Annotated in this window: 1 protein-coding gene; it reads right to left on the minus strand. The window is 43.4% G+C overall.

Annotation, left to right across the window (positions count from 1 at the left end; genetic code table 11):
* Positions 1-257 (minus strand): universal stress protein (locus tag EVJ21_RS15290; RefSeq protein WP_161568963.1); only part of this gene is annotated, 257 nt, incomplete at its 3' end.
* Positions 258-389: the final 132 nt, after the last annotated feature.

Consider the following 389-nt stretch of genomic DNA (forward strand, 5'->3'; position numbering starts at 1 on the left):
GTGTTTGTCTGAGACGCCATGCCATCAATGTCGGGCGGCATAAATTGGGCATACGTACTGTCTACATTCGCGGAAACAACCCGGGGCGTCGTGCCGCCTCCAGCTTCTACTAACCCGGTGGATTCGTGGTATTGCTCGTTCACATAAATAATGGTCAATTTAACATCAGGCAGGGCTTTTTTGAATTCAATAGCTTGGTCGAATGCCAGGCGGCTGCCGTCTGAACCATCATAAGCCACCATAATGTTTTGATACATACCATTCAACTCCGATTCTATTATTCTTATTACTAAAATACCCTAAGCATGGTAAACGAAACCTTATTCCTATAAGACAGGCGCACGGAAAACAAAAGAGCTATCAATCTTTCTCAATTGCTTATTAAGAAT

Source organism: Exiguobacterium sp. SH0S2 (assembly GCF_004337185.1).
In the GTDB taxonomy this organism is placed as follows: Bacteria; Bacillota; Bacilli; order Exiguobacteriales; family Exiguobacteriaceae; genus Exiguobacterium; species Exiguobacterium aurantiacum_A.